Origin of the sequence: Gimesia chilikensis (genome assembly GCF_007744075.1) — a bacterium.
GTDB classification, from domain to species: Bacteria; Planctomycetota; Planctomycetia; order Planctomycetales; family Planctomycetaceae; genus Gimesia; species Gimesia chilikensis_A.
On record NZ_CP036266.1, the window covers coordinates 5,642,909 to 5,669,001 of the forward strand.

The window sequence follows — 26,093 nt, forward strand, 5'->3', positions numbered from 1 at the left end:
TTTTTTCAGAATTCCGGTCGCCAGAAACAACCTGGTCCCTTAACTCTTTCAGATATTCAGGTTAGCGAAATTCGACCGAAATCGGGTATCTGGTGAACCGATTTTTTGATCTCTCCGAAATCCCCTGCGTTTTCAATGACAACAGAGACATACTTCAGATTCCTGACAATCATGTCTCCGAAGAAATACAGCAGATCAAAACACCTATCTTCTACATTGATAGTGACTTGTAGAAACACATTGCTTTCATTCACGGTCGAGACGGACTCGATCAAAGGAGCAGAAATGAGCGACGAACGATTCAAAGCCAGACTTCTTTTGCTGAAATTCGGGATCACCGGCCTCTTTGTCGGCGGATTATTCCTGATGATTTTCGGGTATGTTGTCTACTCCCAGTTTCGCATCGACGTCCCCGCCCGACACTTTGCCGTCCTGACTCACAAGACTGGTATCGACCTCAGCAACGATCAGGAAATTTCGCCTGACCTCACACTCAAGGACGCCACTCACAAAGGACTCCAGCGGGAAGTCCTGCCCGAAGGACGCTACTTCTACAACTGCTACACCTGGGACTGGGAAATTTATCCGATGGTCGAAATTCCCGCCGACGCAATGGGGGTCCGCATTCGACTCTATGGCGAAGACCTGCCCCCCGGAGATTTCATGTCGACCAGCGAAAAGCACAAAGGCATCATCCAGGAAGTGCTCAAACCAGGTCGCTATGCCATCAACGCCCTGGTCATCGATCGTAATTCCAAGCAACCCGTGGGCATACCCCGTCTTAAGAACGACTACATCGAAATCATCGAGCTCTGGGAACCCAAGGTCATTCCCGCCGGTTACAAAGGCATCGTCACGAACCTGGCCGGCCCCATGCCCGAGGATCCCAACAAGTTACTCGTTGATACCGGCCACCGTGGTCCGCAAAAAGAAACCCTGGACGAAGGTACGTACTACCTGAACCCGTATACGATCCGCATCAACGCCATCGATACGCGTTCGCTCCGATTTGACCTCTCCCAGGGAGGCGTGATGATGTTTCCCAGTAAGGACGGTTTCCCGATTACCCTCGACGGCGTCATCGAGTTCCGCGTCATCCCCACCACCGCGGCTCAAACGTACGTAACCTACAACGATGTTTCCAATGACGAAACAGGTTCGACAGCGATTGCCGACGAAATCATCAACAAGGTCATCATGCCCAATGCCCGGGCCTTCTGTCGTCTGCGGGGTTCTAACACCAGTGCTCGCGAATTCATCGGCGGTGAAACCCGTGCAGCTTTCCAGAAGGAGTTCCAGACCAAGATCACCGAAACCTGTAAAGAACAGGGCATCGAAATCGTGCAGGCTCTGATCACCACGATCACACCTCCCGAAGCCATTGCAGAACCGCTACGGAACCGGGAAATTGCTGTCCAGAAAAAAGGACAGTACAGCCGGGAAACTTTGCAGAAAGAACAGGAAGCGGTCCTCGCCACTGAGACGGCGCTCATCGAACAGAAGAAAGCCCTCGTGACTGCAGAGCGAGAGATCATCAAAAAGATCACCCTCGCCCGCCAGGAACAGGGCGTTGCTCTCGAACAGGCGGAACGGGATAAGGAAGTCGCCCAGGAACAGTTGGAGGCAGCCAAAGACAAAGCCCAGGCCATTCTCGCCAAGACACGTGCAGAAGCGGCCGTGATCGGCTTTGAAAACATCGCGGATGCCGCGGGCTGGAAACGGGCCGTCGAAGCATTTGGCGGCGACGGTTCCAGCTTTGGACGCTATGTCCTCTACCAGAAGCTGGCTCCCGGATTCAAAAAGATCATGACCAATACGGCGGACTCACCGCTGATGCGAATCTTCGATCATTTCGCCGACTCTGCACCAGTCACTCCGCAACCAGCGAAGACACAACCGGTGACCGCCGTGTCGACAGAAAAGTGATTTCACAGAAACACATTTGATTTAGAAAAAACAACCACTCCAGAATGGAGAGAAAACCAATGCAACGCAGTAAACTGATTATCATCCCTGTTGTCGTGCTGTCGATGATGCTGGCCATCGCCGCCTTCCTGTTCCACTGGACCATCGACCGCATTTACGTCCCCGAAGGACAAAGCCTGCAGCTCCGCTACAAAGGTCCGCTGATCTTTGGAGATCGAATTCAGGCCGAGCCCGGTATGTGGGCCAAAGAAGGCCAGATGGGCATCCTCGAAAAAATGCGTGGCCCCGGACGGCACTTCTACTGCCCCATCTGGTGGGAACGCAAACTCGTCGATGACGTGGTCATCAAGCCGGGTGAAATCGGGGAAGTCACCTGTAAACTCGGAAAGAACCAGGAAGGGGCCAACTTCCTCGTCGACGGCGACATCGGACACACAGAATATAAAGGGGTGCTCCGCAAGGTGCTGCACCCGGGCCGCTATCGTGTGAATCCCTACGGCTACACAGTCGAAGTCAAAAAACGAATCGACTTCACCTCGGGACAGTCCCAGAAAGTCGCTGGCTGGGTCGAGATCCCCACCGGTTACGTCGGTGTGGTCACGCAGCTCTCTGACAATCAGGCGACCGGCGTGAAGAAAGGCGTTCAGGACAAAGTGCTGCCCCCGGGTAACTATCCCGTCAATGGTCGCGAACAGCAGATCGACATCGTCGAGATCGGCTACCGTCACAGTACTATCTCCGTGGAAGTCAAACATGACGAACTGGGGGAAACGGTTGTAGACGAAAACGGAGAACCCCAGATTTCCGATCCCCGCAGCGGAATCGCCTTCCCCAGTGCGGATGGCTTCCCGATCCATATCGACTTCACCGGGATCTGGGGGCTGATGCCCGACCAGGCGGCTCACGCCGTCCGGACGTTCGGAAACGTCGACCAGGTCGAAAAGAAAGTCGTCCTGCCACAGATCGAATCGATCTGTCGTAACAATGGTTCCGAATACAAGGCAGTCCAGCTGCTGGTAGGCAGCGATCGTGAAGTTTACCAGAAGACCTGCCTCGACCAGTTCCACAGTGTCCTGGACGACAAGGAGATCACCCTGCTCTACGGCCTGGTGCGGCATGTCTACATTCCCAAACAGGTCCGCGAACCGATCCAGCGGGCTTTCATCGCCGATGAATTGAAACTCACCCGCGAAGAAGAACAGTCCACCGCCAAAGAAGAAGCCCGACTCCGGGAAGCCGAAAACAAAGTTGAACTGGCCACCGACACCGTAAATGCCGACACGGAAAAGCAGGTGGAAGAAGCCAAGGCCGGCGGTCAGCGTGAAGCGGCCAAGATCGAAGCGGAAACCGAAAAGCTGGTCGCCGCCATCGACAAAGAGACCGAAGAACTGAAAGCCCAGGCTGTAACCATTCTGGGGGAAGCGACCAACGAAGGGAAGAAGATGGTTGAGGAAGCCAAATCAGACCGCTTCCGTCTGGCCGTCGATGCCTTCGGTTCTCCCCAGGCATACAACAACTGGTACTTTGCCACCAACCTGCCCGACAATGTCGAACTGAACTTTCTCTACGCAGGTGAAGGAACGCTCTGGACCGACATGAATAAAGCCAACGGTGGTTTCGGCGTCCGTGGCATCATTCCACTCAAGTCGGATTCAACCGCTCCCACGCAGCAGCGACCAACCCGCTAAGGCCTGCCCACGGGAAACAGACAGGCGCTTTCCATCAGGAACCCGCCTGCTCTGTTTCCCGTGTTTTCTTTTCCAGCTTGAGCCAGACGCTGGACTCTTGCCATCCAATCAGAGTCCCTCTCTCCCATCCCGATTCTGGACGAAGTCTTCTCGAATGGGTAAACTGAACAGGATGTCGGCAGCGACTTACTTCTCACGTACTATCGAGAATCGACAGGTGCTCTCATGTCACAACTTCCCTGGAAGCCCATCCGGGTCCGCAACATCGAACAGCAGATCGATCAGGCCTTCGACGATCTACTCCACGGCCAGTGGGGCATCTGCGGCCCCTCGGGAGGCTGGCAACCCGAAATCGATATTTATGAAACCCCGGACTCCTATTTCGTAGAAGCCGATATCCCCGGCGTCCCCACGGATGAAATTCATATCGAAGTCACCCCGCATACCCTCATTATCTCAGGCTGGCGTCAGTCCGGCTGTGTTGAGAAATCTGCCCAGGGGGTCTGCATCGAACGCCGCAAAGGCAGTTTTTTCCGTCGCTTCCCGCTCGAACACGCCGTCGACCCACATCGGGTGGAACGGGAAAACAAAGCGGGCACCCTGACATTGAGAATCCCCAAACAGAAACTGAAATCACAACCCTAGTCTTTGACTGATCTGGTGAGGAATGCATGACGGACACTCCGCAGTATCGCGCGCTCAGCGCTGACGAAGTCACTCTCGATATCGATCCCAAGTCGTTCGGATTCAAAACCACGAAAGAACTGGAACCGCTGACGGATATCATCGGTCAGCCCCGCGCCTTAAAGGCCCTGGATTTGGGGACGGGAATCAAACATCCGAATTACCATATCTACATCTCCGGCCTGGTCGGCACCGGTCGGACTGAGCTCATCACCCATGCCGTCCGGCAGCGCGTACTCGACGATTCGATTCCCGACGACTGGGTCTATTTGAATAACTTCGATGAACCCGATTGCCCGCATGCCATCAACCTACCCGCCGGCCAGGGGATCCAGCTGCGTCAGGAGATGGAAGACCTGATCGAACAACTGCAGGAACTGCTCCCCAAGGCGTTTAAAGAAGAAGATTTCGGCAAGGAAAAAGAGAGACTCCGCCAGGTCTACCGCAAACGGGGTGACGAAGTTTTCGACAAACTGCAGAAGCTGGCCGGTGAACACAACATGACCGTACAACAGCTCCCCGACGGTCAGATGCTGTTTATCCCGCTCACCGAGGGTCGCCCCATGACCCAGGAAGAGATTGAGAAGCTCACTCCGGAGCAGATGCAGGAAATTGAAAGCCATCAGGATGAACTCGTCGAGATGGCCGGTCGGGTCCTGCAGGAACAACGGGAAATCCAGCGACAACTGTCAACGGACGTTCGCGAAGTCGCCCGTAAGTTTGCCACGCAGATCATCGAACCGATGGTCACGGACCTGCAACAGAAATTCGAGTCCCCGCGACTCAAGGAATGGTTCCCCCGTTTCAAGCAGCACGTCATCGAACATCTCAACCTGTTCCGCGACATTTCAGACATGCCTCCCCAGATGGCGCAGATGATGGCTGCTGAAGGACAGGATGCGCAGCAGCGCTTCCTCGAATATCGCGTCAATGTGGTCGTCGACAACAGCCAGCTTAAAGAGCCGCCAATCATCGTTGAGGATGCCCCCAACTACCGCAACCTGTTTGGTACCATTGAACGCATCGTCGACCGGGCCGGCCGCATGATGACCAATTTCACCCGGATCAAATCCGGCAGTCTGCACAAAGCTAACGGGGGTTACCTGGTCATCAATCTCATGGATGCCCTGGTCGAACCATTCGTCTGGAAAGAACTCAAACGCACGCTCAAAAGCCGTTCCCTGGAAATCCAGATCCAGGACCCGTTTTCCATGTTTTCCTCCTCCGCTCTGCAGCCCGAGTCGATCCCCCTCAATATCCGACTCGTCGCGATGGGGGAACCGCTGATCTACCATCTGCTCTATCTGCACGATGAAGACTTCCGCGAGATTTTCCGCGTTAAAGCCGAGTTTGATACCGAAATCGACCGGAACGGTGAAACCGGGCAGATCTACGGCATGCTCGTGCGCCAGTTAAGCGACAGGGAAGGTCTGATTCCCTTCAATGCGGGTGCGGTCGCAGAACTGGTCCGCGTCGGTTCGCGTCTGGCAGACGATAAGAAAAAAGTGACCTCCATCTTCAGCCACGTCGCCGATGTCGCCCGCGAAGCCGGCTTCTGGGCCGAACAGGATAAGCAGAAAGTCGTCAAAGCGAAACACGTACATCAGGCGGTCCAGGAACGCATCTACCGTTCCGATCTGGTGGCCGAGAAGATCCGGGAGCTGATCTCCGATGGGACGCTGCTGTTTCAACTGGAAGGTTCCGAAACCAGTCAGGTCAACGGACTCGCCGTCGCCGATCTGGGAGACTACGCCTTCGGCCGCCCGTCTCGACTGACTGCCAGTGTTGGCGTCGGAACGGCAGGCATCATCAATATCGAACGGGAAAGCCGCTTGAGCGGGAATACCTACGACAAAAGCATGCTGATCCTGGAAGGGCTCCTGCGGAACCTCTACGCCAGCGAACAACCGTTGACCCTCTCCGCGAGTATCGCCATGGAACAGAGCTACGGCGGTATCGATGGAGACAGTGCCACCGTCGCCGAGTTCCTCTGCCTGCTCAGCGCCATTTCAGAAGTCCCCCTTCGCCAGGATCTGGCCGTCACCGGTTCTGTCAACCAGTGGGGTGAAGTCCAGGCGATCGGCGGCGTCAATGAAAAGGTCGAAGGCTTCTTCGACGTCTGTCGAGCCCACGGGCTCACCGGAACACAGGGAGTCTGTATCCCCGTCTCCAACGTGCAGAATCTCGTCCTGCGTTCCGATGTCATCGACTCCATTCGAAAGAAACAGTTCCACATCTATGCCATCTCAAACGTGAACCAGGCCATTGAACTTTTCACCGGTCTGCCCGCCGGCGATATTTCCAATCCCAAAACGTTCCACGGCAAAGTCATGGACCGGCTTTCAGAAATTGCAGAGCTCCTGATCGAACAGAAAATGACCGACACCGGACGACTGCTCTGGATCCCCGGAACGCCGCTCGACATGCCCTCGGATCCCCGTCCCCCTCTCCCGGGAAATTGAACGGACTCAATGACGCAGAGAGAACGATTGATCAGAACCCGGATGCCAAAAACCGCGCAGGCTCTGATTAGAAAACAGGCAAGCTGCGCCCCTCTCTTCAGTCAGCGGCGATCAAACCCCATTTTGCTCTTTTGTACAGAACCTGAATTCACTGATCTAACCTAAACACCTTCCAATAAGTGGTTTAGCATATGTATGACAGCAGCAGATCACATCAACCACTTTGCATATAATCAGTAAATTCGGTCCTCACAGAATCTCATGACGCTCAATTTAACTTTATTTTTTAATAATCGTTAAATATGGCATCCGCTTTGCATTTATGTCTCAGCAACTGAAATTTTCCCGCCTCATTTTCTTTCCCAGGAACCCACCAATGTTGAAACGTACCCTCCCGAAACGTGGCTTTACGCTCATTGAGCTTCTGGTCGTGATCGCCATTATCGCGATTCTGATCGCCCTGCTCCTGCCGGCTGTCCAGCAGGCCCGCGAAGCAGCCCGCCGTTCCACCTGTAAGAACAACATGAAACAGCTGGGACTCGCACTCCACAATTACAACGATAATTTCCTGGCGCTCCCCATTGGAACACAAACCGGTTCCTACTCTAACTGGCGTGCTGCCATCCTGCCCTACATCGATCAGGCCAATGTCTACTCGCAGCTGACCCGTCCGAATGGTTACTGGGCCCACTCCGGTTTTCCGGGAAACACCATTTTGTATTCGGTCCGTATCCCCGTTTACAAATGTCCGTCCAACCCCTACGGCATGACCAACACAACTGACTACACCCTGTCTGACAGCAACTCCGATCCCAGTCTGCAGAGTATGATCATCGACTACGTTGGTATCTCCGGTGCCACCCCCGACCCCGTGGGCCGCACCAGTGTCTGTACCGGTGACGTGCTGGCGAGCAGTTCCAGTAACTGTAACACCGGAATGATGATCCCCTACAAGAGCGTCCGTTTCCGTGACTGTACCGACGGAACATCGAATACCATCATCCTTGCTGAACAGTCTGGTCAGGTGAACGGAGCTCAGAAGGGTGCCAATGCACTGGGTGCCTGGCACGGCTGGGCCAACGCCAGTCTCTCCACCTGGAATGCAGGCACGCCGCTGCCCCTCAGTTCGGGTGGCTACTGGTATGCAGCCGGAACCACGACCGTACGGAATCCTCCCAATGCGTTCTGGACTTCCGGTGCACCAACTTACGCCAACAGTGCCTATTCCGCTAACACGGTACTCAACTCGCATCACGTGGGTGGCATTCACGCCGTGCTGACCGATGGCTCCGTTCGCTTCCTGTCTGAAAACATCGACATGAACACACTCCGCCAACTGTGTGTACGTGACGACGGACAGGTCATCGGAGAATTTTAATCCACACCTCTGACCAAACCCCCTCCCCCGAGACTCCGGTCCGGGGGAGGCTTTCCCGCATGAGACCTCTCTTTTAATCTCCCTGGTATCACGATGAACAAGTCCATCCTACGACATAGTGTCCGTTTCACCGCGTTAATCGCCGTCAGTCTCTTTCTGATCACCCTGAATACGGCCTGCAGTCGTACCCCGGGTGCAGACAAGCCCCGCGGTGAAATCTCAATCACAATCACCAACGGTGGTGCGCCCGTATCCGAAGGGCAAGTCGACCTGGCCAACGAAGAGACGGGAGAAGGCGGAGGAGGCCCGCTGGATGAATCGGGAACAGCCACGATCGAAATGGTCGCCGTGGGGAAATACACGGTCACAATTAGTCCCCCACCACAAGAACCAATTGCTCCCGGCATGGATCAACCCGCGCCACAACCCAAAGAATACCCGAATATCCCCACGAAGGTTCGCAAGATTCAGACCAGTCCTCTGACCGTCGATGTGCAATCAGGGGCCAATGAATTCACCTTCGATCTCAAAGAGATCCATTAAGCAGACCAGCATTCCGTTTTCGCAACAGCACGAATAATTGTCTGCATCTCTGTAAGATCGCACAGCTGGTCTAGCCGAATTGGATTTCTCTGGTAAGATAGGTATCGTCAATCGAGACAGCTCACTCTGTGAATCACAGTTTTGGAGTCGGCAATTACGGTTTTTGTTTAATCCCTTGCTGCGCGATAAATAGGCATGACATTCTTCGCCTGCTGACTTCCTGCGCGAGATTTTGAACAATCAGGCACCAAAAGCTGTGATTTCATCATAGATTCAGGCAATCAACGATTACTTGATGTGTACGGCACGCAATCTGCTTAAAACTTAAGGCAGACAGAAAACCCCGTAGCAATTCCAACTAGAAGGCTCGTTGAGGAATCGTCAGATGAGGTTAGCTCCCTATCAGTCTATAGACTGTTTCGATGAAATGTTTGCGCCCGATGGCCAGCCCCGGCCCAGCGGCAAAAAGTTTGTGGAACGTCTGCAGACCCTGACCGAAGGCAGTCTGCAGCAACGCCAGAAAGCAGCCGAGCTCTCCCTGCAGAACATGGGGATCACCTTCAACGTCTACGGACATGAAGCGGGCACCGAAAAAGTCTGGCCCTTCGATCTGCTCCCCCGCATCATCGACGCCCATGAGTGGGAGGTCGTCGAAAGCGGACTCAAGCAGCGCATCCACGCCTTGAACCTCTTCATTAACGATGTCTACAACGACTGCAAGATCTTCAAAGACAAAGCTGTTCCCGAAGACCTGATCCGCAGCTCGAAAACACTTCGCCAACAGTGTCAAGGCTATCAGCCTCCCCAGGGAGTCTGGTGCCACATCACCGGCGTCGACCTCATCCGTGATGCCGATGGACAGATCTACGTTCTCGAAGACAACCTTCGCTGTCCCTCCGGCGTCTCCTACGTGCTGGAAAACCGCGAACTGATGAAGCGGACCTTCGCCCCCGTCTTTCAGGGCATGTCTGTCGCTCCCATCGAAGACTACAACGAACAGCTGCTCAAAACACTGCTCGACTGTGCCCCCGAAGGCGTCAGCGATCCCACCGCGGTCGTACTGACTCCAGGCATCTATAACTCGGCTTACTTCGAACACACCTTCCTCGCCCAGCAGATGGGCGTCGAACTCGTTCAGGGTACCGACCTGTTCGTGGAAGACGGCTATGTCTTCATGAAGACCACACAGGGACCGCGTCGCGTCGACGTCATCTATCGCCGCATCGACGATGACTTCCTGGATCCGAAATGTTTCCGTTCCGATTCCGCTCTCGGCGTCGAGAACCTGATGGAAGTCTGTCGCGCCGGTCGCGTCACCCTGGCGAATGCACCGGGAACAGGCGTCGCTGACGATAAAGCCGTCTACGCCTACGTGCCGCAGATCATCAAATACTACCTGGGGGAAGAAGCCATTCTGCCGAATGTACCGACTTACCTCTGTTCTGATCAGAAACAGCGCGATCACGTACTGGCGAACCTGGATCAGCTGGTTGTGAAACCCACCAACGAATCAGGGGGCTACGGTATCCTGATGGGGCCTCAGTCCTCACAGGCAGAACGTGATAAATGTGCCGACGCCATTCGTGCCAATCCCCGCGAGTGGATTGCCCAACCCATGTTGAAACTCTCAACCGTCCCCACCCTGATCGGCGATGAACTTTGCCCCAGACATGTGGACCTGCGACCGTTTGTGCTCTGCGGAAAAGATATTTACGTAATGCCGGGAGGCTTGACGCGTGTAGCGCTGCGAGAAGGATCAATGGTCGTTAACTCTTCACAGGGGGGAGGCAGCAAAGATACGTGGATTCTGCGAAACGGACACACGCTGTCTGATCCGCATTTTTCACCCGCAGCTCTGGAGAAGATTTGATGCTCAGTCGTGTCGCTAGTTCCGTTTACTGGTTAAGTCGCTATGTCGAACGTGCAGAAAACGTCGCGCGATTTATAGACGTCAACTACAACCTCACCCTCGGAGAAACGGACACCCTCGCCAATCAGTGGGCGCCGCTCGTCTATACCACCGGAGATCAGGCTCCCTACGAAAAACTCTACGGCGAACCCACGCGGGAAAACGTCCTCAAGTTTCTCTCGTTTGATAAGAAAAATCCGAACTCGATCATCTCCTGTGTCTCACTGGCGCGGGAAAACGCCCGCACCATTCGTGAAATTATCCCCACAGTCGTCTGGGAACAGCTCAATCAGTTCTACTTCATGGTCCGCTCGGCAGCCAGTCAGCCCGGCCTGATGGATCAGCCACAGGAATTCTGTGAACGTGTCCGCCTCGCCAGTCACATGCTGGTTGGTGCCACTGATGCCACCATGTCGCATGGAGAAGCCTGGCATTTCTCCCGTACAGGTCGCCTGATTGAACGGGCCGACAAGACCTCGCGCATTGTCGATGTGCAGTACTATATCCTGCTGCCCGATGCCCGGGACGTGGGAAGTGCCCTCGACGTAGTCCGCTGGTCGGCCCTGCTCCGTTCCGCCAGTGCCCTGGCCATGTACCGCAGACAGTACGGCAAAATCACCCCCTCGCGCGTCGCGGACTTTCTGATTCTGGATACTCAGTTCCCCCGGGCAATGCACTTCTGCCTGCGGAAAGCTCAACAGTCACTGCGCTACATCACCGGCAGTACCGCGGGCACATTCCAGAACCTTGCCGAACAACGGATGGGGCTCTTATGTTCCAATATGGATTATACCAGCATCGATGACATCATCGATCAGGGACTGCACCAGTACATCGACGGGTTCCAAAAGCAGCTCAATCTGGTAGGCGAAGCGATTCAGGATGTATTCTTCACGCCACAATATCAGTCACAGGCATCCTCTACGCAAACGCAATCACAAACGGGTTGATTTCTGCCCTCTATCCGGCAACCCCGTTTCAGTTAACACCGAATGATGAACCAACATGATCCGCGTCGCTCTCAACCACAAATCAATTTATAAGTACGACCGCCTCGTCGAACTGGCCCCCCAGCTCGTGCGACTCCGTCCCGCCCCCCACTGCCGCACACCAATCTGCAGCTACTCCCTGCGGGTCGAACCGGAAAAACATTTCATTAACTGGCTTCAGGACCCGCACAGTAACCATCTGGCGCGGCTGGTCTTTCCCGAAAAGACTCGTAACCTCGAAGTCGAAATCGATCTCGTCGCCGAGATGACGGTCGTCAATCCGTTTGACTTCTTCCTCGAACCCGATGCGACCGAATTCCCTTTCACCTACGAACCGGGGCTCGCCAAGGATCTGCAACCCTTTCTCGATCCAATCACGCCCGGCCCCGAATTAAAGGCGCTCTTGGATTCGATCGATCGCAGCGAATGCAAAACCATCGATTTTCTGGTACAGATCAATCAGCGCCTGCAAGAAATGATCGGATACGTTATCCGCATGGAACCTGGCGTACAATCCCCGGAAGAAACTCTGAAGCTGGGCCGCGGTTCCTGTCGCGACAGTGCCTGGCTGCTGGTGACGATCCTCCGCCATCTGGGGATGGCGGCCCGCTTTGCATCGGGTTACCTGATCCAGCTCAAACCCGATGTCGAATCTCTCGATGGCCCCTCTGGTACCGACGTGGACTTTACCGATCTGCATGCCTGGACTGAAGTCTTTCTCCCCGGTGCCGGCTGGATTGGTCTCGATCCAACCTCAGGACTACTCGCCGGCGAAGGACACATTCCTCTGGCCTGCACGCCTGAACCACTCAACGCGGCCCCGATCAGCGGTACCGTCGAACAATGCGAAGTTGAGTTTCACCACGAAATGTCGATCTCACGGGTCTACGAAGATCCGCGCATCACCAAACCCTATACCGAGGAAGAATGGCAGCAGATCAAACAACTCGGACACCAGGTAGACGTCGATCTGGAAAAACATGATGTCCGGCTGACGATGGGGGGCGAACCAACGTTTGTCTCCATCGACGACATGGATTCGGACGAATGGAAAACCGCTGCCGTCGGTCCCACAAAACACATTCTGGCAGGAGAGCTGATTGAACGCCTCCGCGAACGCTTCGCCCCCGACGGCCTGATTCACTACGGTCAGGGAAAATGGTATCCCGGCGAATCACTGCCCCGCTGGGCACTCACCTGCCTCTGGCGGACCGACGGACAGCCCATCTGGAAAAACACGAAACTCCTGGCCGAACCAGGCAAGAATTACGGACACGACATCGACCAGGCAGAGCAGTTCTCGCGTCTGCTGTCCGAACGACTTGACCTCAACCCGGATCACGTTTCGCTGGCCTACGAAGACGCGATGTACTACCTCTGGAAAGAGCGTCGCCTGGCCGTCAACGCGGACGTGCTGAATGCGGATCTCGACGATGCAGAAGAACGGGCCCGCCTGGCCCGCGTCTTCGGACGGGGACTCAGCAACCCGGTCGGCTGCATGCTTCCCCTGACACATCAATGGTGGAACGCCCGTCCCCGCTGGAAAAGCGGCACCTGGCCCGTTCGCTCCGAACACATGTTTCTGATTCCCGGCGACTCCCCCATGGGACTCCGCCTCCCTCTGGATTCGCTGCCTCCCGCACTGGAAGGCGAATTTCAGTCCGTACCCGTGGTCCCGTTCGAAGCAACTGAACCACTGCCCGATTACGAAGGACTCAAACAACAGGCCGTCTCTCACCGGACCACCCGACAAACCAGTAACCTGGTCCAGCATCAGGTACTGGAACGTGTCGGCTCATCCGGAAATGGAGACGGAGACGAGAACAGCCCCCTCGAGGGCACTCATTCTGATGAAACCAAATCTGACGAACTCTCAGAGATCATTCGCACCGCGATGTGCTTCGAACCGCGCGACGGCTGTCTGCACATCTTCATGCCCCCGGTCGATCGGCTCGAAGGTTATCTCGAACTGCTGACCGCCATTGAGCAGACGGCGGAAGAACTGGAAATGCCCGTCATCATCGAAGGGTATCTGCCGCCCCCCGATTACCGCATCAAGTACATCAAGGCCACACCGGATCCCGGCGTGATTGAAGTCAACGTACATCCCGCCAGCAACTGGGAGGAACTCGTACAGATCACTTCAGGCGTCTATGAAGACGCCCGCATGTCGCGCCTGGGAACTGAACAGTTCGACCTGGACGGAACCCATACCGGAACCGGAGGCGGAAACCATATCGTCATGGGCTCTCATACTCCTGAAGACAGTCCGTTTCTGCGGCGTCCCGATCTGCTGCGGAGCCTGATCGCCTACTGGCACAATCATCCTTCATTGTCTTATTACTTCTCCGGTCGCTTTATTGGTCCCACCAGTCAGGCGCCCCGTGTCGATGAAGGCCGCCGCGATGCGATCTACGAATTGCAGATCGCCTTCGAACAGATTCCCGAATCGGGTCCCGTTCCCCCCTGGCTCGTCGACCGTGTCTTTCGACACCTGCTCGTCGACCTGACCGGCAACACCCACCGTGCCGAATTCTGTATCGACAAACTCTATTCTCCCGACAGTGCCACCGGCCGACTGGGGCTGGTCGAGTTCCGTGGTTTCGAAATGCCTCCGCACTGGCAGATGAGTCTCACACAGCAGTTGCTGCTCCGGGCACTCGTCGCCCGTTTCTGGAACAACCCGTATAACATCCCGCTGATGGACTGGAACACCTCGATTCACGATCGCTGGCTGCTCCCGCATTTCATCCAGCAGGACTTCGAAGATGTCATCGCGGAAATGCAACAGGCAGGCTATCCCCTGGAAAGCAGCTGGTTCGGTCCACACTTTGAATTCCGTTTTCCCCATATCGGAGAAATCGAATATCGAAGTGTCCATATCGAATTACGGACTGCGATCGAACCCTGGTACGTCCTTGGCGAAGAAGCGGCAGGGGGTGGAACCGCCCGCTATGTCGATTCCTCCGTCGAACGTCTGCAGGTGAAAGTACAGGGATTAGCCGCAGGTCGGCACGTCCTGCTCTGTAACGGCCGCCGCATCCCCCTGCATCCGACTGGAACCGAAGGAGAGGCCATCGCCGGCGTCCGCTATCGTGCCTGGCAGCCACCCAGCTGCCTTCACCCGACCATTCCCGTCGATGAACCGCTGGTCTTCGACCTGGTCGACACCTGGAATCAACGCTCCATCGGCGGCTGCACCTACCATGTGGGCCACCCTGGCGGGCTGAATCCAGGCACTTTTCCAGTGAACGCTTATGAAGCAGAGAGCCGTCGGGCTACCCGATTTTTCAAAATGGGACATACAGGCGGTTCCCGATCCGTTCCGGAAGAGGAAAAAAACGCACTGTTTCCCTTCACGCTTGACCTTCGCCGAAACCGGGGCATCGTGTAAAATAGTCTGATCCCATCCGGGCCTCCGGGGGCAAACCGCTCCCGAATTATAAATACCGACACACGATCAGCGATGAGATATACTTCAACAGAACACTTGAGGTACATCTCAACTTGAGGAATAAAGACTACCGTGACAACCTCCCCACTCTCTGTGAACCATCTGTTTCAAGGATACACGCCGCCCCCCGGCGTGTTTGATGAGTTCCTGCTGGATGGTGGGCAGCCCCGCCCGCAAGCCAAACTATTTCTGGATGCTCTCTCCCGTATCGGCCGCGAAGAATTCGATCACCGCTGGGAACAGGCACAACGCACTGTCCAGGCCAATGATTTCGCCTACAGTGGACATATTACTCCCGGCGATCAGCCCCGCCCCTGGGAGCTCGATGCCATCCCTTTTCTGATCTCGTCTACCGAATGGGATGTCATCGCCACTGCGTTAAAACAACGGGCACGCCTGGTGAACCTGGTATTGAGCGACCTGTATGGCCAACAGACTCTGCTCACACAGGGAATGCTGCCTGCCGAACTCGTCTTCTCTCACCCGGGCTTCCTGCGGGCCTACCATGGACAGGTCCCCCGCGATAACTGCTTCCTGCACTTTTACGCTGCCGATCTGGCCCGTTCGCCCAATGGAAAATGGTGGGTAATGGCCGACCGCACCGAAGCGGCCTCGGGTATCGGCTTTGCACTCGAAAATCGTATTCTGACTTCGCGGATGTTTCCGGAGCTGTTCAACCAGTGCCACGTCAAACGACTGGCTCCCTTCTTCATCGCCGTTCAGGATCGCCTGCGCAGCCTGGCGCCCCAGGGTTTGGAAAACCCCCGCGTGGTTCTGCTCAGCCATGGTCCGCAGAGCCCGAACTATTTCGAAGATGCCTACCTGGCACGCTACCTCGGATACACACTGGTGGAAGGTGGTGACCTCGCGATTCGCCGCAATCAGGTCATGCTCAAAACACTCGGAGGGCTGATTCCCGTTGACGTCATCTTCCGGCGACAAAACAGCGGCGACTGTGATTCTCTGGAACTGAGATCCTCGTCCGGTCGGGGCATTTCGGGGCTGACACAGGCTGCCCGCTCCGGACAGGTTGGCATCGCCAACTCACTGGGGAGTGGACTGATCGAATCCGCCGCGTTCATGGCTTACATGCCCCGTCTCTGTAAAGCACTGCTCGGGGAAGAACTCAAACTGCCCGGCGTCGCCACCTGGTGGTGCGGAGATCCACAGGGACTGAGTTACGTATTGAAGAACCTGGAGAAGCTGACCATTCAGTCAGCCTTCCGCATTCGGGGCCAGGATCACCCCGCCATGGAAAGCTGGAATCAGCTCCCCCTCAAGAAACGGGCCGAACTGATTCAGGCCAACCCGAAACAGTTTGTCGCCCAGGAAAAAGTCATCCGCTCCAGCGTCCCGGTCTGGAAAGGGGAAACAACGCCCGCCCATCTCTCGCTCAGAGCCTATGCGGTCTCCGCCGGAGATTCTTACACCGTAATGCAGGGCGCCCTGGCCCGGACAGCCAAGGCACTCGATCCGCTGGAAGTCTCCATTCGCAAAGGGGAAGGCAGTAAGGATACCTGGATTCTCTCCGACCAGCCCGTCGAACACATTTCGCTCCTCAAAGAACAGGGCCGCACGATCTCCCTCCGCCGCAGTGGATCGGAATTACCGAGTCGCGCGGCAGACAACCTCTTCTGGCTGGGACGACAGCTGGAACGGGCCGAATCGCTGGCCCGGCTGTTGCGTAGCCTGGTCAATCGACTCGGCGGTGAAACCCGTTCGAACAGCGATCTGGAAGTCCCTATTCTGCTCCGCTGCCTGGCCGACGAGGGACAGATTGAACCCGGTTACGCCATCGAAAAAATGCGGAATCAGCTGCCCGCCATCGAACATGTTCTGCCCACCGCGGTCTTTGATGAAACTCAGTCAGCTTCGCTTCGCTCGATCATCAATGAACTCTTCCGTCTGGGCTCGATCGTTCGCGACCGGGTCTCGCTCGACACCTGGCGGATCATCCGTCGTATCGATAAAGGCTTCCAGCCGGCCCGCTTTGGAGTCACCAACCTGTCCGATGTGCTGACAATGATGAACGACCTGATCACAGAACTCGCTGCATTCAGCGGGATCATCATGGAAAGCATGACACGGACCCAGGCCTTCCGCTTCCTCGAACTGGGACGCCGGCTCGAACGTTCGCTGCAGATTATCAGCCTCGTCAAAAACAGTTTTATCCCCATGCCTGATGTCCAGGCGCCGGTTTTGGAAACCGTACTCGAAGTCGCCGACAGCCTGATGACGTATCGTTCGCGATACCTCTCAAATCTGCAACTGGCGGCTGTTCTGGATCTGCTGTTGACTGATGAAAGTAATCCCCGGTCGCTCGTTTTCCAGTTCATGCAGCTCTCCAAACAGGTCGAGCGTCTGCCGCGCAACCGGGAACTGCCCGGTTACTCAGCCGAGCAACGTCTGGCGATGACGCTCCTGCAATCGGTACGCATGCTGGATATCCAGGAAGTTTCGGACACGCACTGTCTGGGCGACTACCAACCACTGGAGCAATTGATCGAAACCTGGGACGCTCAGCTGCCCAAACTCTCTGAAGCGATCTCGCATCGTTATCTGGTTCACGCGGTTCCCTCACACCAGTTGGCAGATATCAGTCCGCAATGAAATACAAAATCACCCACATCACGAAATATGCCTACTCCGAGGCGGTGCCGGTCTGTCAGAACGTGGTCCACCTGGCGCCCCGCGTATTGCCTTACCAGATGTGTGATGATTTCCAGCTGCTGATCCACCCCGATCCCTATAGCATCAGTCATCGCGAAGATTATTTCGGGAACAATGTCTCATTCTTCTCTATCGACCAGCCTCATACGGGACTGAGCGTGACGGCCACCAGTCAGGTCTCCGTAATGGCAACACCGGCGATCCCTCCCGCCAGTACGCCTGCCTGGGAAACCATCTCCCTGGCACTGAAAAGCGATCATAGTCCCGCTTTGCTCGACGCATATCAGTATGTGTTTCAGTCGCCGGGAGTGAAGCTGTTTCCCAAACTCATTGATTATGCAGAAGTCTCGTTTACCAAGGGACGTCCGATCCTGGAGGCGGTTCTCGATCTGACCGCGAGGATCCACAAAGAATTCCGCTATGATCCCCGCGCCACGAACGTCAATACGCAAATCGATGAGGTCTATGCACAAAAGCACGGCGTCTGTCAGGATTTCGCCCATTTCCAGATCGGCTGCCTGCGGATCCTGGGTCTGGCCGCCCGTTATGTCAGCGGTTATTTACGCACGATCCCACCGCCGGGCAAGCCACGCCTCGTCGGAGCAGATGCCTCACACGCCTGGCTCTCAGTTTACTGTGGAGAGAAAGCTGGCTGGATCGACGTCGACCCGACGAACAACGTACCAGCTTCCACCGATCACATCACGGTCGCCTGGGGCCGCGATTACTACGACGTCTGTCCCATCCAGGGCACGATCGTGGGCGGCGGCGAACATCGCATGACCGTCTCTGTGGACGTCGCACCGGAAGAACCGGTCACCCCCGCCGCAAAGTAGTCACGACCAGAGAGTATTGCGCTGGTCTCAGCCTTTCAGTCCCGTCAGCGTACTGCTGCTGGAACCGAAGCGATCAGTTTCCACTCCCATCCGCTGCAGCATACTCAGATACAGATTGCACAAAGGTGCGTTCGCGTCCCGGTTAAACGCGAGATGCTGGCCATGTTGAAAGCCGCCTCCTGCCAGGAGAATCGGGAGATTCGTATTCTCATGGGTATTCGCGTCCCCCATGTTGCTCCCATACAGCACCATCGTGCTGTCCAGCAGTCGTCCCGTATTGCCCTGCACGGTCTGCAGTTTCTCAAGCACCCGCTTCAACAACTGCATCTGGCGGCGATCCGCTTTCTCCAGCTGCGCCAGGTGATGAGTCCGCATCCCGTGATGACTCAATGGATGATAGCTGGTCAGACTCTTTTCCTGCTCCGATAGTTGAAAGACGGGCGTCGCGAAGGCATCCACCATCAATGTGACGATCCGCGTCGAGTCGGACTGCAGTGCCAGCACCGCCATCGCCAGCATCTGCTCCAGCTTGTCAAACAGCAGCCCCCGATCCAGAATATCTTCCGGCAATTCCGCAACAGTTTTCGGCTTGGGACTCTGCTCCCATTCGCCCGCAGTCACCAGTCGCTGTTCCAGTTCGCGGATCGAGGTAAAATACTGATCCAGACGCGAACGATCTTCCGGCCCCAGTTCACGGTTCAATCGCTGTGTTGACTCAGTAACCGCATCCAGAATACTGCCCCGCCGTTTCAGATGTTCCAGCCGTCGCTTGATCTGCGCCGAGTCTCCCTGAATGAACATCTTCTGAAACAACCGGGCGGGACTGTCTTCTGCAGGTAACAGTACGCCGTCCCGCGTCCAGGACAGACTGCGATTTGCCTTATCGATATTCACGCCCAGGTTCAAGGTGGCGAAGCGGGTCTTGCGTCCCAGATGCTCGGCCGCATATTGATCGAGAGAGACCGTATTGCGAAAACCGCTGCTCGTCGGATGTTTGGCACCGGTCAGGAAACAGTTCTCAGTAGAATGCCCGCCTTCGCAGGCCGGATGCGATAAACCACTGAAGACGGTAAAATCAGAAGTCAACTCCTTGAGCTCACTCAGATAAGGCGAAAGCTGGTACCTGGAGCCGCTCTCTTTGGGAAAAAAGTGTTGCGGCAAGACTCCCAGGTTATTCGATATCAAGAGCATACGACCGGGCGTCGCAGCTGAAGACTCCTTCCCCTGCGCAGGGCGCTGCAGACTCTCCAGCAACGGAAGTGCGAGAGCCACACCGGCACCGCGTAAAAAACGCCTGCGGGCATAATCCACTGTCCTTCGTCGGGCTGAGTGATTCCTCATGATTCGCTTCCCTTCGCTGCTGCAACAGGTTCGGTTCCCAGAAAAATGCGGCTCTGAACCAGCGCCAGCAGTAAATCGCGAACCCGATATTGATCGGGCTCGCATTGATCGAGAATGGATTCAATCACGGGTCGATCCGAAAATCGAACCGGGGTGCCCGTGGCATACACGGTCAACTGCTGCAGAAAATTCCGGGCCAGCTGTCGCGGGTTCTGCACCAGCAGCTGTTTTAATTCCTGGATATTCTGAAACGCACGACCATCGCGCAACTGACCACCGGCGTCCACAGGACCAGCAATGAAATAAGCGTAATCGTGACCGGCTCGATCGATGCCCGTCACTTTTTCTCCCTGCCCGAGGCTGCGATATCGATTCCGCCAGGCCCCCATGATATCATAATTCTCCAGTGCAAAGCCGACCGGATCAAAGCGGGCATGACAGTTCGCACAGACCGGATCGCGCGTGTGCTGCGCCAGTTGGTCGCGGATGGTCTTCGCCCCCCGAATGTCGGGTTCGACCGCGGGTACCGACGGAGGGGGCGGAGGCGGTGGTTCACCCATAATCCGTTCCATGATCCAGGCGCCCCGAATCACAGGTGAGGTCGTCGTACCGTTCGCTGTCACTTTCAGAATCGCTCCCTGGGTGATCAAACCCCCGTACGGACTGTTTGCAGGCAACGCAACGCGGCGGAGCCTGGATCCTTCCAGCGGCGGCAGATCGTAATGCCGGGCCAGTCGGTCGTTCGCAAAAATAAAATCGGTCTGCACCAGGGCTGTGATCGGTAGATTCTCTTCAAGCAGATAGCGGAAGAATGCACGCGTCTCCAGCGCCAGGGAATCGATCAGGTAATCGTCGAAACGATATTCGGGATAGAGCCGCGCATCGGGTTCGTCCCGCCTGATGTCTTTCAGCGATAGCCAGTAATCCGTGAAGTTGTTCACAAACGCCTCGGATGATTCCGCCTTCAGCAGGCGTTCTGTTTCTGAGCGTAATACCATCGGCTGCAGCAGATCACCATCAGCCACATGCGACTTCAGTTCGGCGTCAGGACAGGTATTCCCCAGGAAGTGTGACAACCGGGACGCCACCGCGTAAGGTAACTGCTCAGAATTCTGCTGTGGCTCAGGCAGGTACAGGTACTGTCCCGAACAGAGAAGGGCGCTATACCCCGAAAGCAGTGCCTCTGCGAGCGGTTCCCCCCGCTTCAGTTCTCCCAGCACCAGTTGTTCATAAATCTGGATCACCTCTTCGGGAGTGGGCTCCCGCTCGGCCTGTTTAATAAATCGTCTGAGCAGCCTGCGTGCTTCCTGCTCAGGTTGCTCTGTCACCAGTTCTACAGCCAGAGTTCCTGCCTGTGTGGAACGAATCGGCAGTTCGTCAAACAGCCGCCGATGTGAAGGAGGCGGCCAGACCTCGGAATCGAGGGGGCCGGTAATCTCCAGCCACTGAAAGGCAACCCCCGGGTGCCCGCCTTCCGGGCGTGGGGGAAAGTCATAGTAGAGCGGCGCATTGGGCGGATTGATCGCCCGGGGAACCGGCAGTCCCAGCAGACTATACTCGAATGTCTCGTTCTGTTTCAGCCGGATCGTCGTCTCATAGATCGCGGGCTCCGGTTGAATATCCAGAATCTCTTTTGTGGCCCGCACATCGCCGGAGACATCCGCCCCCGACCGTTTCCGCGCGCGGAAGTTCGTGGGAATTGAAGACTGAGCCGGCTTGAGACTGAAATCCCGTAACTGTCGCACCGCACGCGCTGAAAATCGCAGTCGATAAGTGCCGGGTTGCACCGCTTTGAACTGATCCGGGTAACCATAATAAGGCCAGGAGGCAGAACGAAAGATGGCAAGTTCCATTGCCGGATCGTGGCTGTTCTCTTTGCGGATCCGATTCAGGTCTGCCATCGAGAGTGGCACCAGTTTCGAATCCTTCGCATAGAACATCGCCTCCCGCTCACCAAAGGTTTGCGCGGTTAAAAACATCCGCGTGGCCGGTAATCGCTCCAGTTTCCGGGGCCGGGGTTTGACTCCTGAAGCGACCGCCTGCCGCAATGCAGCATCGGCGGCATCGAGATAGGCTTCCAGTTGAATCCGGGACATGTCCAGCACTTCCGCCACCTTGTTGCAATGCAGCCGTTCCCGGTCGGCGGGCAGCATGTCGCGAATATCCAGCTCGGGCAACTGGAGCAGATCACGCAGGTTCTGCTCATACTCCTGACGCGTCAGCCGCCGCATAGGTCCCCGTCCGTGGTTACTGACTTCCGCCTGATCAACCTGCAGCAGCGCACTCGATAACGACTTGAGTAACGCCTGCCGATTCTCCGCAGACAGGTCTGCCGGATCAGGGGGCATTTCCCCTGCCGCGATTCGATCATAGATCTGAACCCAGCGGTGGCGGGCCGTTTTGTCTTTCAGGTCGAACGAGATCTGCTGCAGATCCAGCTTCGCCTCTGCCGCTTCCCCCGAATGACAGTCCACACAGGTTGACTTCAGCAGTGCACGCTCGTTTTTTCCGATGCCAGCTTGAACCGCTTCAGTAGCCTGAGCTTCACACCACGCTGATAAAATCAGGACGGACCACGTGAGAAACCGCGCAAACCGAGGCGCGGTATCAATCAAAGTCCGTGTTCCTGCAGCACAATCGCAGTGATCCGGAGAGCGGTCAGGCAGAACCCGGGATTCAGGATACTGAAGAAACACGGACACAAATCACTCCCCCGACGGTTGAGAATCGGACTTCAATTCAAAGTCCAGTTGCAGACTCTGATCGGCTTTAATATCTGCAGTTAACTGACTCTGCTCGTTATAAATCGCAGGCAGGTATTGTTCGGTCTCCTTTATACCGTACTTCTCATACGGCTTCCCTGTCCAGCGGGAGGCATGAATTTCCACCCGCTTATTCCCAATCGGAACGTTGACGAGATACTCTCCCTGTTCAATTTTTCCCTGGGCGGAATGCGTCGAATTATCTGCGGAAACAAAGGTAATCGTCCCCTCAGGCAGGGGTTCTCCATCCAGTTGAATCATACCGCTGACCTCCGACTCATTCGGACCAGCCTCGCTGGAACAGCCGCTGATCAACAGCAGACACAGAAGGGAAACCAGCCTCACAAAACGCCTGTTGAATCTCGCGCTGAACAACATTTCGTTTAATGCTCCCATGTGAAAGAGATCTGCTTAAAATTCGTTGATGACTTCCTGACCGGCGCGGGTTCCCAGCCCCTGGTAGGTGGCGCGATCAATATTCTCAGAAATAAAGCGGACCGCACCATCGGCCAGCAGACCATGCACTCCCCCCGTATGATAGCTGCGGGCAAACGTGCGACTGTTCGTGGTACTGTCCGCCCCGCAGGGAGCATGCGGAATTTCCAGACAGGCGATTAACACATCACCTACATTCGTATTCGGCGTTTCCAGTGTTGTGATAAACGTTCCCATGCAGCGGGGATTCATCAGTCGGCCACGCACATCATGCTTGGAACTGTCGGCTGAGAGAATAATCTCGCTGGCCATGAGGGTCGTAGAGGCACCATCGGTCAGATCACGCAGCCGCGTACGGGAACGCGAATAAAACATTCCATTCAACTGCGTGTAACTGTTTACGGGGCCAAAGTGTGTCGAGCCGGAACAGACCGCATAATTTCCGTGGAATCCCTGTGAACCGTTACTGGTGGGACTCGTCTGACCATAGGTCACATTTTTCGGCCCTGCAGGATCGCTGGGACACATCATCATCGGTACGATCGACTCTTTCCTGCTCCAGTAGATGGCTCCGGTCCGCGCTGAGTTCTGCTGCTCTTCCATGAATGCGTTGTACAAGGCCCCCTGTTCAATATAAGGCAGAATCATCGGATACCAGCCGGTATTGTCTGTCGGGGGACGAGGGGAACCGGGCAGATCTCCATTAGTCGGGTTGATCATGCCAAAGGGAAACACCTGGAAGGTATCGTGGTAATTGTGCAGCGCCAGTCCCAGTTGTTTCAGATTGTTCTTACACTGACTGCGACGTGCCGCTTCCCGCGCCTGTTGCACAGCCGGAAGCAGGAGCGCAATTAATATAGCGATGATGGCAATCACCACCAGCAGTTCGATCAACGTGAATCCTCGTCTCCCGCGAAACATGAGCGTCTCCTTGATGAATAGAAGATAAATTCCTTCAGCCGGCTGCAGAAACAGCAATGAAACGTATGCGGCTGATATATGAGATGACAAATCGAAACTGATCTGGATTCAGTACGTGCTCCTGCTTTCAATTTTGTATAGCTTCAGTTTCCGGTATCCGGCGCACAAAAATGCCTTCGACGGCCCGCTCACACGTGCCTTTCAAATGACGCTCCATCGCCGCCCCGGCCGCATCCTTGTCTCGTTGCAGGATCGCTTCTAAAACCTGCAGATGCTCAGTGAGAATCTGATCGAGGTAAGGCTCCCAGTCTTTGAGCAACACGCGAATCATATGCATCAGTCGATCATAGCGCTGCAGTTCGGTCTTCAATCGCCTGATTCCCGATGCCTTGACGATCGCGGTATGGGTGCGTTGATCATTGTCCGAACAGAGGAGACTCCAGTCCGCTCCCCGCGGCCCCTGTTGTAATGCCTTGGTTTCTTCCAGCAGCTGTCGAATTTCCTCCAGGTCAGCGCACTCACAGGCACAGCGGGTTGATTCCACTTCGAGAATCCGCCGGATATGGTACATCTCGCGTATTTCAGAAATCCCCAAAGGTGTCACAACCGCCCCACGATTGGGAATCATATCGACGACTCCAATTCCGCTTAATTCCACAATTGCTTCGCGAACCGGCGTGCTGCTGACGCCAAACCGTTGTGCCAGGTGCTGTACTTTGAGTCGCGTTCCCGAGGGGTATTCGCCAGTGAAAATCGAGAGCAGTATCTGACTGAAAATATCCAGTCGTAACGTGCTGACGGGCAGGAACCGGGTTGCTTCAGGAATCGATGTGCTCATCTGGTTTTGCCTGTTTTTCCTCGTGTAGATGGGTTCCGCAGATCCGTAACCCCTCTCGAAACGTGCGTAGCCTGTTCATTTCTACGCATAATGCATTATGCATTATATATAATATTAACTTTCGGACTGTCAATCATAAATTAGAAAAACAGCGGGCAACCGGGGACGGAATTACCGGAAGTGTAGACAGGGGAGAATCTTCAGACGATTCCCGGAAGCACATGAAATCGTCATATCCCAAGAACGATGAACACAGCGGGTGCGATCGAAAGCTGCAGTTAGCTGCTTTGAGCAGGTGAGGATAAATTTCACGCTGCGGGCTGTCACGCAGCCTTTGAAGAGGACTCAGCAGATCGTTCGAACTGCTGTTCGGCCTGAAGCGCCAGCTGCTGTGCCTTCTTCTTCATGCGTCGACGGCGGCCGAATCGAAAAGCAAGATCCAATGACCAGGGCGCAATCCGTTTCAGATAATAAAGCACATAGGCCACCCAGCCCACCAGGCAAATTCCCTGATCACGGTAAATGGCTTTGACCGCTTTCTGCGCCACCAGTTCGGGGGTCGTACAGATCCAGCGTGGCGGAATCGGGGTTTGCTTGCCGTCACGTCCTGATGGAGCCACCTCGAACAAACGTGTCGTCACCGGTCCGGGACAGATGGCGGAGACGCCCAGTCCCTGTCGACTGTACTCAGCGCGAAGTGCCTCACTGAAACCCAGCAAGCCATATTTACTGACCTGGTAAGCACTGAAACGATTGCCTTGAACCAGGCCGCAAATGCTGGAAACGTTGACGATATGGGCTTCGGGGCGGTTTAACAGACTGGGCAGTAATTCTCGCGTAATCTGGATTGGTGCCAGCAGATTGATGCCCAGGAGCCAGTCCCACTGCTCGGCAGTCATCGTGTGTGTTGGACCGTAGAAGGCAACGCCCGCGTTATTCACCAGAATATCGACACCGCCCCAGGTACTCAGCACTTCCTGAATCGTAGCGGAAATCTGTTTTGAGTCGGTCAGATCACAGCGCCGGCTGGCGACTTTCACACCCAGCAAAGATGCCGTTTCTGTCGTATCTGCCAGGCCACTTTCATCGACATCCAGCAGAAACAGATCCACTCCTTCCGCAGCCAGTTGTAGTGCAATCTCTCTGCCAATCCCCGCAGCGGCACCGGTGATGAGTGCTGTTTTACCTATTAAATTCTGCATCGCTCCATTCGCCTCGTTGAACCGAAACCCTCCCTGTTTCGAGAAGCGGGAGTTT

The 26,093-nt window shown here is 55.6% G+C and carries 17 protein-coding genes; 11 read left to right on the forward strand and 6 right to left on the reverse strand.

What is annotated here, in order from left to right:
- Positions 1-285 precede the first annotated feature (285 nt).
- The 11 genes from HG66A1_RS21225 to HG66A1_RS21275 all read left to right on the forward strand — a co-directional run bounded on the left by HG66A1_RS21225 (position 286) and on the right by HG66A1_RS21275 (position 18,539).
- The gene (locus tag HG66A1_RS21225; RefSeq protein WP_197996736.1) at positions 286-1,926 is read left to right on the forward strand and encodes an SPFH domain-containing protein; all 1,641 of its coding nucleotides are present in this window, start codon (positions 286-288) and stop codon (positions 1,924-1,926) included.
- A 59-nt stretch (positions 1,927-1,985) separates the two neighbouring features.
- Complete coding sequence (locus HG66A1_RS21230; RefSeq protein WP_145188676.1) at positions 1,986-3,614, forward strand: SPFH domain-containing protein; 1,629 nt, start codon at positions 1,986-1,988, stop codon at positions 3,612-3,614.
- A 225-nt stretch (positions 3,615-3,839) separates the two neighbouring features.
- Positions 3,840-4,259 (forward strand): Hsp20/alpha crystallin family protein, encoded by a 420-nt coding sequence (locus tag HG66A1_RS21235; RefSeq protein ID WP_145188679.1) that lies wholly within the window; start codon positions 3,840-3,842, stop codon positions 4,257-4,259.
- Positions 4,260-4,285: 26 nt separating this feature from the next.
- Positions 4,286-6,760 carry a Lon protease family protein gene (locus HG66A1_RS21240; RefSeq protein ID WP_145188682.1) on the forward strand — a complete coding sequence of 825 codons (2,475 nt, stop codon included), beginning with the start codon at positions 4,286-4,288 and terminating at the stop codon, positions 6,758-6,760.
- Positions 6,761-7,136: 376 nt separating this feature from the next.
- A complete protein-coding gene (locus tag HG66A1_RS21245; protein ID WP_145188685.1) occupies positions 7,137-8,138 on the forward strand; it encodes a DUF1559 domain-containing protein in 1,002 nt (333 codons plus the stop codon).
- Between the two features lie 93 nt (positions 8,139-8,231).
- Positions 8,232-8,681 carry a carboxypeptidase regulatory-like domain-containing protein gene (locus tag HG66A1_RS21250; RefSeq protein ID WP_145188689.1) on the forward strand — a complete coding sequence of 150 codons (450 nt, stop codon included), beginning with the start codon at positions 8,232-8,234 and terminating at the stop codon, positions 8,679-8,681.
- 385 nt (positions 8,682-9,066) lie between these two features.
- Positions 9,067-10,551 (forward strand): circularly permuted type 2 ATP-grasp protein, encoded by a 1,485-nt coding sequence (locus HG66A1_RS21255; RefSeq protein ID WP_145188692.1) that lies wholly within the window; start codon positions 9,067-9,069, stop codon positions 10,549-10,551.
- Entirely contained in the window at positions 10,551-11,540 is a 990-nt protein-coding gene (locus tag HG66A1_RS21260; RefSeq protein WP_145188695.1) for an alpha-E domain-containing protein, read from the forward strand. The genes HG66A1_RS21255 and HG66A1_RS21260 overlap by 1 nt, the downstream gene beginning before the upstream one ends.
- Positions 11,541-11,595: 55 nt before the next feature.
- Complete coding sequence (locus HG66A1_RS21265; RefSeq protein WP_145188698.1) at positions 11,596-14,973, forward strand: DUF2126 domain-containing protein; 3,378 nt, start codon at positions 11,596-11,598, stop codon at positions 14,971-14,973.
- A 132-nt stretch (positions 14,974-15,105) separates the two neighbouring features.
- Positions 15,106-17,643, forward strand: coding sequence for a circularly permuted type 2 ATP-grasp protein (locus HG66A1_RS21270; RefSeq protein ID WP_197996737.1), 2,538 nt, complete (start codon positions 15,106-15,108; stop codon positions 17,641-17,643).
- Positions 17,640-18,539: a transglutaminase N-terminal domain-containing protein gene (locus tag HG66A1_RS21275; RefSeq protein ID WP_145188704.1), complete on the forward strand. Its 900-nt coding sequence runs from the start codon at positions 17,640-17,642 to the stop codon at positions 18,537-18,539. The genes HG66A1_RS21270 and HG66A1_RS21275 overlap by 4 nt, the downstream gene beginning before the upstream one ends.
- A gap of 27 nt (positions 18,540-18,566) precedes the next feature.
- Here HG66A1_RS21275 and HG66A1_RS21280 read toward each other — a convergent pair whose 3' ends face one another.
- The 6 genes from HG66A1_RS21280 to HG66A1_RS21305 all read right to left on the reverse strand — a co-directional run bounded on the left by HG66A1_RS21280 (position 18,567) and on the right by HG66A1_RS21305 (position 26,038).
- A complete protein-coding gene (locus tag HG66A1_RS21280; RefSeq protein ID WP_145188707.1) occupies positions 18,567-19,880 on the reverse strand; it encodes a DUF1552 domain-containing protein in 1,314 nt (437 codons plus the stop codon).
- A complete protein-coding gene (locus tag HG66A1_RS21285) occupies positions 19,877-22,582 on the reverse strand; it encodes a DUF1588 domain-containing protein (RefSeq protein ID WP_145188710.1) in 2,706 nt (901 codons plus the stop codon). Before HG66A1_RS21285 ends, HG66A1_RS21280 begins: the two co-directional genes overlap by 4 nt.
- Positions 22,583-22,585: 3 nt before the next feature.
- Entirely contained in the window at positions 22,586-22,903 is a 318-nt protein-coding gene (locus HG66A1_RS21290) for a hypothetical protein (protein WP_145188713.1), read from the reverse strand.
- 150 nt (positions 22,904-23,053) lie between these two features.
- Positions 23,054-23,998, reverse strand: a complete 945-nt coding sequence (locus tag HG66A1_RS21295; RefSeq protein WP_145188716.1) for a DUF1559 domain-containing protein — start codon at positions 23,996-23,998, stop codon at positions 23,054-23,056.
- Between the two features lie 127 nt (positions 23,999-24,125).
- Positions 24,126-24,836, reverse strand: coding sequence for a GntR family transcriptional regulator (locus HG66A1_RS21300; protein ID WP_145188719.1), 711 nt, complete (start codon positions 24,834-24,836; stop codon positions 24,126-24,128).
- Positions 24,837-25,159: 323 nt separating this feature from the next.
- Complete coding sequence (locus HG66A1_RS21305) at positions 25,160-26,038, reverse strand: SDR family NAD(P)-dependent oxidoreductase (protein ID WP_145188722.1); 879 nt, start codon at positions 26,036-26,038, stop codon at positions 25,160-25,162.
- Positions 26,039-26,093: the final 55 nt, after the last annotated feature.